7 protein-coding genes are annotated in these 6,000 nt (G+C 63.9%); 6 read left to right on the top strand and 1 reads right to left on the bottom strand.

Annotated elements, in window-relative coordinates:
• Positions 1-223 (bottom strand): hypothetical protein (locus tag VNH11_34420; protein HVA51489.1); only part of this gene is annotated, 223 nt, incomplete at its 3' end.
• A 546-nt stretch (positions 224-769) separates the two neighbouring features.
• Here VNH11_34420 and VNH11_34415 point away from each other — a divergent pair.
• From VNH11_34415 to VNH11_34390, 6 genes are all read left to right on the top strand, one after another.
• Positions 770-1,516: a biotin/lipoate A/B protein ligase family protein gene (locus tag VNH11_34415; GenBank protein ID HVA51488.1), complete on the top strand. Its 747-nt coding sequence runs from the start codon at positions 770-772 to the stop codon at positions 1,514-1,516.
• Positions 1,517-1,980: 464 nt separating this feature from the next.
• Positions 1,981-2,649: an FHA domain-containing protein gene (locus tag VNH11_34410; GenBank protein ID HVA51487.1), complete on the top strand. Its 669-nt coding sequence runs from the start codon at positions 1,981-1,983 to the stop codon at positions 2,647-2,649.
• Positions 2,649-2,855 (top strand): hypothetical protein, encoded by a 207-nt coding sequence (locus VNH11_34405; GenBank protein HVA51486.1) that lies wholly within the window; start codon positions 2,649-2,651, stop codon positions 2,853-2,855. Before VNH11_34410 ends, VNH11_34405 begins: the two co-directional genes overlap by 1 nt.
• Before the next feature lie 92 nt (positions 2,856-2,947).
• Positions 2,948-3,520: an RNA polymerase sigma factor gene (locus VNH11_34400; GenBank protein ID HVA51485.1), complete on the top strand. Its 573-nt coding sequence runs from the start codon at positions 2,948-2,950 to the stop codon at positions 3,518-3,520.
• A 4-nt stretch (positions 3,521-3,524) separates the two neighbouring features.
• Positions 3,525-4,142, top strand: a complete 618-nt coding sequence (locus VNH11_34395) for a hypothetical protein (GenBank protein HVA51484.1) — start codon at positions 3,525-3,527, stop codon at positions 4,140-4,142.
• A complete protein-coding gene (locus tag VNH11_34390; protein HVA51483.1) occupies positions 4,139-5,968 on the top strand; it encodes a hypothetical protein in 1,830 nt (609 codons plus the stop codon). Before VNH11_34395 ends, VNH11_34390 begins: the two co-directional genes overlap by 4 nt.
• The last annotated feature ends 32 nt before the right edge of the window (positions 5,969-6,000 follow it).

The raw sequence follows: 6,000 nt of genomic DNA, 5'->3' as shown, positions 1-6,000 counted from the left end.
TTTGGCTGCGCGCGGCCAAAGTGGCGGCGGCCCGTTCGTCTCCGGCAGCGCGTGCCGATGCGACACGCGTGTCGCATGGGTCGCGAGGTGAACGGCTTTCCTCTCGCTCCAGCGAAAGGGCTACGGTCGGCACTTGCGCCGCGCGCGGCCGAAGTGCCTGCGGCCCGTTCGTCTCCGGCAGCGCGTGCCGATGCGACACGCGTGTCGCATGGGCACGGAGCATGCGGCTTTCCTCTCGCGGAGCGAAAGGGCTACGGTCGGCAAATGCGCCGCGCGCGGCGCAAGCGAGGGCGGCCCGTTCGTCGGCGGCGGCACTCGCCGAGGCGACACGCGTGTCGCATGAGCGCAGAGTAAACGGCTGGCTGGTAGTCGGCGGAATTTTTTTGGGAATTCGCGGCCGGTGTTTCGCGTATTACTGGTAACGGCAGAAAGAAAACGGCCCGCGACCGCGTTTCCCATGCCGGCCCATCAGGCTCCCATGCCTGACGTTTGATCTTTGACAATTACAAGTGTTTTAGATCGCGATGATCTTCGCTGGCTTGCCGGCGGGACGCGGAACACCCGATCAACTGACAGAATCTGTCAGTTGGCCAAAGCTGGGGTCCAGCGAACTCCTCTCGATAGCCGACGGCCCCGATTGGCAGCGACTCGTTGCCTTGGGCGGCACGCCTCGATCCCGCCTTACGGAAGCATGCCGCCGGTCGTAAAATCGAAAGTGGTCCGTGTTCGACGATCTCCGCCGCCGCCGTCTCGCCCGTCGTTTTCGCAAATGCCTTTTCGCCGAGTTCTGCTTGATCCGCCGCGGTGCGGCGCCTGGAACATGGCGGTCGACGAGGTGCTGCTCGGCCAAGCGGCGCTCGGTGGCGGTCAATTGCGCGTCTATCGCTGGTCGGAGCCGACGCTTTCGTTGGGGTATTTCCAGAACGTCGCCGACCGGCAGTCGCACGCGGCCAGCCTAAGCTGCCGGCTGGTGCGTCGGCCGAGCGGGGGCGGCGCCATCCTGCACGACCGCGAAATCACCTATTCGCTGGCGCTGCCTTGGCCGGGAGAATTTTCCCGTGGCCCGGTCGAACAGCGGCGTCTGGTCCGCCGGATCCACGGCGCATTGCTCGATCTGCTCGCGCAATCGGGCGTGGCGGCCACGCTGTGCCCCACGGCCGAGACCATAATTGGACCCCTCCCCTTTATGTGCTTCCGGCGGCGGGCGGAAGGAGACGTGCTGATCGGCCAAGCGAAAGTCGTGGGAAGCGCGCAGCGCCGCGTCAAAGGGGCCTTGTTGCAGCACGGCAGCATCTTGCTGGAAGCCTCTCCGGCAGCACCCGAGTTGCGCGGCATCCGGAACCTCTCGGGGGTAAGCCTACCGCCCGAAGAATGGCAAACGCTCGTGAGCCGCGCGTTGCTGAGCGAACTTGGCTGGCAGGGCGAGGTTCAGCCGCTCACCGAGCAGGAACAGCAAGCGGCCGCGCGGCTCGTCGAGGAAAAGCTGGGCCGCCCTGAATGGACGCAACGACGCTGACGGCTGAATTCTTTGCAGATTTTTTGACATGACCGCCGCAATCGGTTATGCTCCCGGTGGTCTTCCGTAATTGCTCGCCGTGCTGCAAAATTCCGTGTTCATCCCTCGCAATGAGGGATTGCATTGTCAGTAAATTGTGAGAAACTGCTGGGGAGAGGAAGAAGAGGCACCGTACAGCGTTCGCGGCGTCGCGGTCAGGCGGCGGCGGTGCCCACACGGTTTTTAGCGAATTTCATTCAACTGGATTTGTAGGATTGTGGCTGCGCGCTTGGCGTTTATGTTCAACGCTGGCGTGGTCGGGCGGTCGATGAATGTCAGGGGCGGTTAATCATATAGCCGGACGTAACTGGATGCGTGCGTTTCGTGGTCGATGTTGTGACACTCGTTCAGCCGAAGGGTTGGCCTCAGCGCTGATCCCTTAATTCAATTCCATCCGTAACCTTCTGCGGAGCGATGTCACACAAATGGAAGTACGCCTAAAGGTTTTAGTTGGGAAGAACGCGGGACAGGAACTTCCCGTTCCTGGGCCGAAGTTCTTCATTGGCCGGGCCGAAGACTGCCAACTTCGGCCCCGAAGCGACTTGATCAGCCGGCACCACTGTGTGCTGCTGATCGAAGAGAGCTTCGTCGCCATACGGGATTTTGGCAGCAAGAACGGCACGATCGTCAATGGCGAGCGAATCGTCGGCGAGCGCGAGTTGAAGCAAGGCGACCATCTCACCATTGGTCCCCTTGAATTCGAGGTGCTCGTTCCGGCTCCCGCTGTCGCCAAAAAGCGCCCCAAGGTCGAAAGCGTCAAGGAAGCCGCGGCGCGGACGGCCGAATCCCACGGCCAGAGCGACAAGCAAAAACTCGATGTCAGCCAGTGGTTGAGCGACGGCGACTCCAAGGTCGGCGACGCCGAAACCCGCGTCATTCAGATGAATGAAACGGGCGAGATCGAGATGGGAAACGGACACGCCGCCGCACAAGCGGTCGAGGCTGCGGTCGATCCGGAGCCAGAACCCGTTGCCGCAAAGTCCGCCCCTGCCAAAGCAGGACCGGGAAAGCTCCCGGCACGCCCCAGCAACTCGCAAGTCGATAGCCGCTCGGCCGCCGCGGACGTGCTCAATAAGTTCTTCAAACGCCGATAATGGCCTCTGCGGACGACGAACCACTGAAACGACGCTATCGAGAGTTTCTCGATCTGTTGCCGTTGACGATTGAAATCGCGGGGCTGGCGAGGAACACGTCGGCCCGCAGTTTCAGCAGCGAGCAGATGGAGGCCCGTGCCCAGGTTCTTTCGGCCGCCTTCAAGCTGGCCCGGCAGGTGGTGCGCGAGGCGGTCAAATCGCCCTGAGCCGCCCTTTTTTACACTTTGCCACCGCCGTGCGAGTTTTAGCTTGATCCAAATTGCCTGAAACCGGTGCGGCCCGTGTCGGGTATCGTTTCATGGAGTGGCTTGCAGGCAGCCGAGGTGAGCAATTGCCGGACGAAGTCTCCGAGCTGGTTCGGCGCAGCCTGTCGGGCGAGCAATCCGCCATGACCGAATTGGTCGACCGCTTCCGCGGCGAGGTGTTCGGCCTTTGTTTCCGGATGCTCGGTCACCGGCAGGATGCGGAAGACGTGACGCAGGAATCGTTGGTGCGGGCCTTGCGCAGTTTGGCGAGTTACGACAGCCGGCGCGACTTTCGTCCCTGGCTGTTGGCCATCGCCGGCAATCGCTGCCGCACGATGCTGGCCTCTCGCCGACGGCTGCCCAAGCCGTCGCTGGAGGTCGACGAGTTGATCGACGCGCGGACCCTCGTGGGCGAGCGGCACTTGGGCGAGGAAGTCGCGTTGGCTTTGGGGCGATTGCGCGAGGAATACCGTCAGGCGTTTGTGCTGTACCATGAGCAGCAGTTGAGCTACGCCGAAGTGGCCGAGGTATTGGGTTGCCCCGTGGGAACGGTTAAGACGTGGGTGCATCGCGCCCGCCGCGAGTTGGCCGACCATTTGCGGCGGCGTGGTGTCGTGGAGGAATGAAACGATGCGGTGTGAAGATTTTGAGGTCCGTCTGAACGAGGTGCTCGACGAGCGCCGGACGATTTCTTCGGCCGACGATTTGACCGACCATGTCCGCGATTGCGGCAATTGCCGGAGTTTGGCGCGCTCCTATGAAGCGGTTTTCGCCGGCTTGCGGCAAGCCGCCATCCCCGCCGAACCGGAATGGGTCACGCGACGGGTGCTGGCGCAACTCGAACCCGCGACGGTGCGGCTGCCGTGGCGCCGCGCTGCCACGGTCTTGGCCCTGGCGGCGACCTTGCTACTGGCCGTCGGACTCGGTTGGGTCATCAAGCCGAGCCGACCGGTCGCCACGAACAGCCCGAAGTCGCTCGGCGGCGCCTTTCACGATCAACCGCACCTCGCTCAGACGCCTACCGTAGGGAACGCCCGCTCCCGGCGCGCCGGAACTCAGGGCGTCGCTCCCGCGCCGACCGCCTTGTCCAGCGGGCCGAATGCCAACGAGTTGATGGGATTGATTCCCGCCGCCGACTGGGCGCAAGACGTGGCCGACGGCCTCGAGCCGGTGACGCAGCCGACCGTGGGCGCGATTACCGGGTTTCTCCGCCTTTGGGGAGTCGGCGATGAGGGACGCCGTTCATGATCGCGCTCTCGAAGCGACTGTGGGTCATCTCGTTCGTCGCCGTTTTGGCATCCGCCAGCCAGGCATTCTCCGGCGATGTTGGCCCGCCGCCGCGCACCGGCGTCGGCGAAAAAAGCCTCGCGAACTGGGTCGATGCCGACCTTGGACTTTGCCTGGAGATCGACAACCTTGCCGAACACTGGGAGCAGTTCATCGACTCTCCCATGCACCAACGGCTGCGGCGTTTCCCGCCCGTTGCCGACGCGCTGGAACGGCACCGGGAAGGCCTGGCCCAACTCGGCGCGGAGATCCGCCGGCGGACCGGCGCCGCGCCGCGCGAAATCGGCCAGAAGCTGCTGGGCAAGAAGGTGCTGTTTGCCATCCGGCCTCCGGAAAATCCCGCCAAGCAGAAACCTTCGGCGCTGTTGTTGGTCGACTCGGCCGACGAGCAATTCATGCGACGCACGCTCGACAACCTGGTGGCGGCCCGCCGGCAGGCCGGACGATGGAAAGGCAAGCACACCCTGACGGTGGCCGGCGGCCCCGTTTCGGTCGATGTGGTGTTGCCCGACGACGACCAATCGGAATTCTTCATCGCCTCGGTGGGCAGCATGGCCGCCGTGAGCACCAGCGAAAGCTTGCTCCGCTCGGTGCTCGACCGGCATGCCACGAAAGACGGCTTGTCGTCGTTGGCCGCATCGCCGGCCTATCGCGCCGCCCGCGAGCGGTTGGCAACGCAATGCGTGGCACGCCTGTGGATCAATCCACGGGCGTGGGAGGCGATTCTGGCCGCCGATTTAGGCCGCAAGCCGCCTGATTCCGAAGAAGCCCGGACGCAAGCCGCGCTGTTTGCCGTATGGCGGGCGACGCAATATGTGGCTGCCGGCGTGCAACTCGCGCCCCAGCTCCGCATCGAACTCGCCTCGCAGTGGATCGCCGAAAGTTTGCCCGATGCCGCGCGCGACGTGGTGTCGAGCGTGGCGGGTCCCTCGCAATTCATCGACAAGATTCCCGCGAAATCGTTGCTGGCGGTGGCGGGGCACATCGACATCGGCCGTCTGACGCGGTCGGCCGTCGCCCGCCAATGGCAAGCGGCGGCAAAGTCGTCGATGTCGGAAACGAACAAGCACCACGAACGGATTCTCCTGTGGGCGCTCTCGGCGGGCCTTGGCCCCGACTGGGGCCTATGGGTCTCCGGCGGGGCAGAATCGCTGGCGACGCTCTCCCAGTCGAAATCAGTCTCCCAGTCGAAATCATTGCCGTTCGACATAGTGGCCGGCATCGAGACACGGCCCGTTGAGCCGGGCGGCGGCCGACTGGCACTGGCCGAGAATATCGAGCCGTTGCTTCACGCGCTGCTTTCGGCGACCGTGGAAGCGGCCAACCGCGAGTCGGGCAAACACATCGCCTCGCTGAAGTCGACCGAGCGTGATGGCCGCACGACCACATCGGTGTCGGGTATGGTCCCCGGCCGACCGCAACAGGAGTTCGCCTACGGCGTCGATCAAAGGCACTGGTTCTGGCTGGGCACGTCTTCTACGGCGATTGAGCAAGCCGGGGCCGGCGACGCCGGCAACTCCTTGTGGACGCAACTTGCCAGCCAGCAGCACTGGGCATCGGCTGGCACGCCCAACGCTCTCGTTTATGTCAATCTGGCGGGCTGGCGCAAGTTGGCCTCATTGGGCAGACCGGCGTTCGAGTTCCTCTGGGACGGCCGCCAGAAGGATGAAAAGAAGAAGGACGAGCAGTTTCAGTCGTGGGTGACCTGGACTCAATTGGCCGACCGTTTGCTCTTCGTATGCCACATGGACCAGTCGAGCATGCACCTGGCGTTGGGGCTGGAGTAACGTGGGGGTCCGGGGTTCAGGGTTCGGGGTTC

This window comes from Pirellulales bacterium, assembly GCA_035533075.1.
In the GTDB taxonomy this organism is placed as follows: domain Bacteria; phylum Planctomycetota; class Planctomycetia; order Pirellulales; family JAICIG01; genus DASSFG01.
The sequence above is the reverse complement of the archived record's forward strand: the minus strand, read 5'-3'. Positions and strand labels throughout refer to the sequence as shown.

Excerpts from the sequence above, each read along its gene's own strand:
- VNH11_34415 (HVA51488.1), top strand. The coding sequence starts at position 770 with ATGCCTTTTCGCCGAGTTCTGCTTGATCCGCCGCGGTGCGGCGCCTGG.
- VNH11_34410 (HVA51487.1), top strand. The coding sequence starts at position 1,981 with ATGGAAGTACGCCTAAAGGTTTTAGTTGGGAAGAACGCGGGACAGGAA.
- VNH11_34405 (HVA51486.1), top strand. The coding sequence starts at position 2,649 with ATGGCCTCTGCGGACGACGAACCACTGAAACGACGCTATCGAGAGTTT.
- VNH11_34400 (HVA51485.1), top strand. The coding sequence starts at position 2,948 with ATGGAGTGGCTTGCAGGCAGCCGAGGTGAGCAATTGCCGGACGAAGTC.
- VNH11_34395 (HVA51484.1), top strand. The coding sequence starts at position 3,525 with ATGCGGTGTGAAGATTTTGAGGTCCGTCTGAACGAGGTGCTCGACGAG.
- VNH11_34390 (HVA51483.1), top strand. The coding sequence starts at position 4,139 with ATGATCGCGCTCTCGAAGCGACTGTGGGTCATCTCGTTCGTCGCCGTT.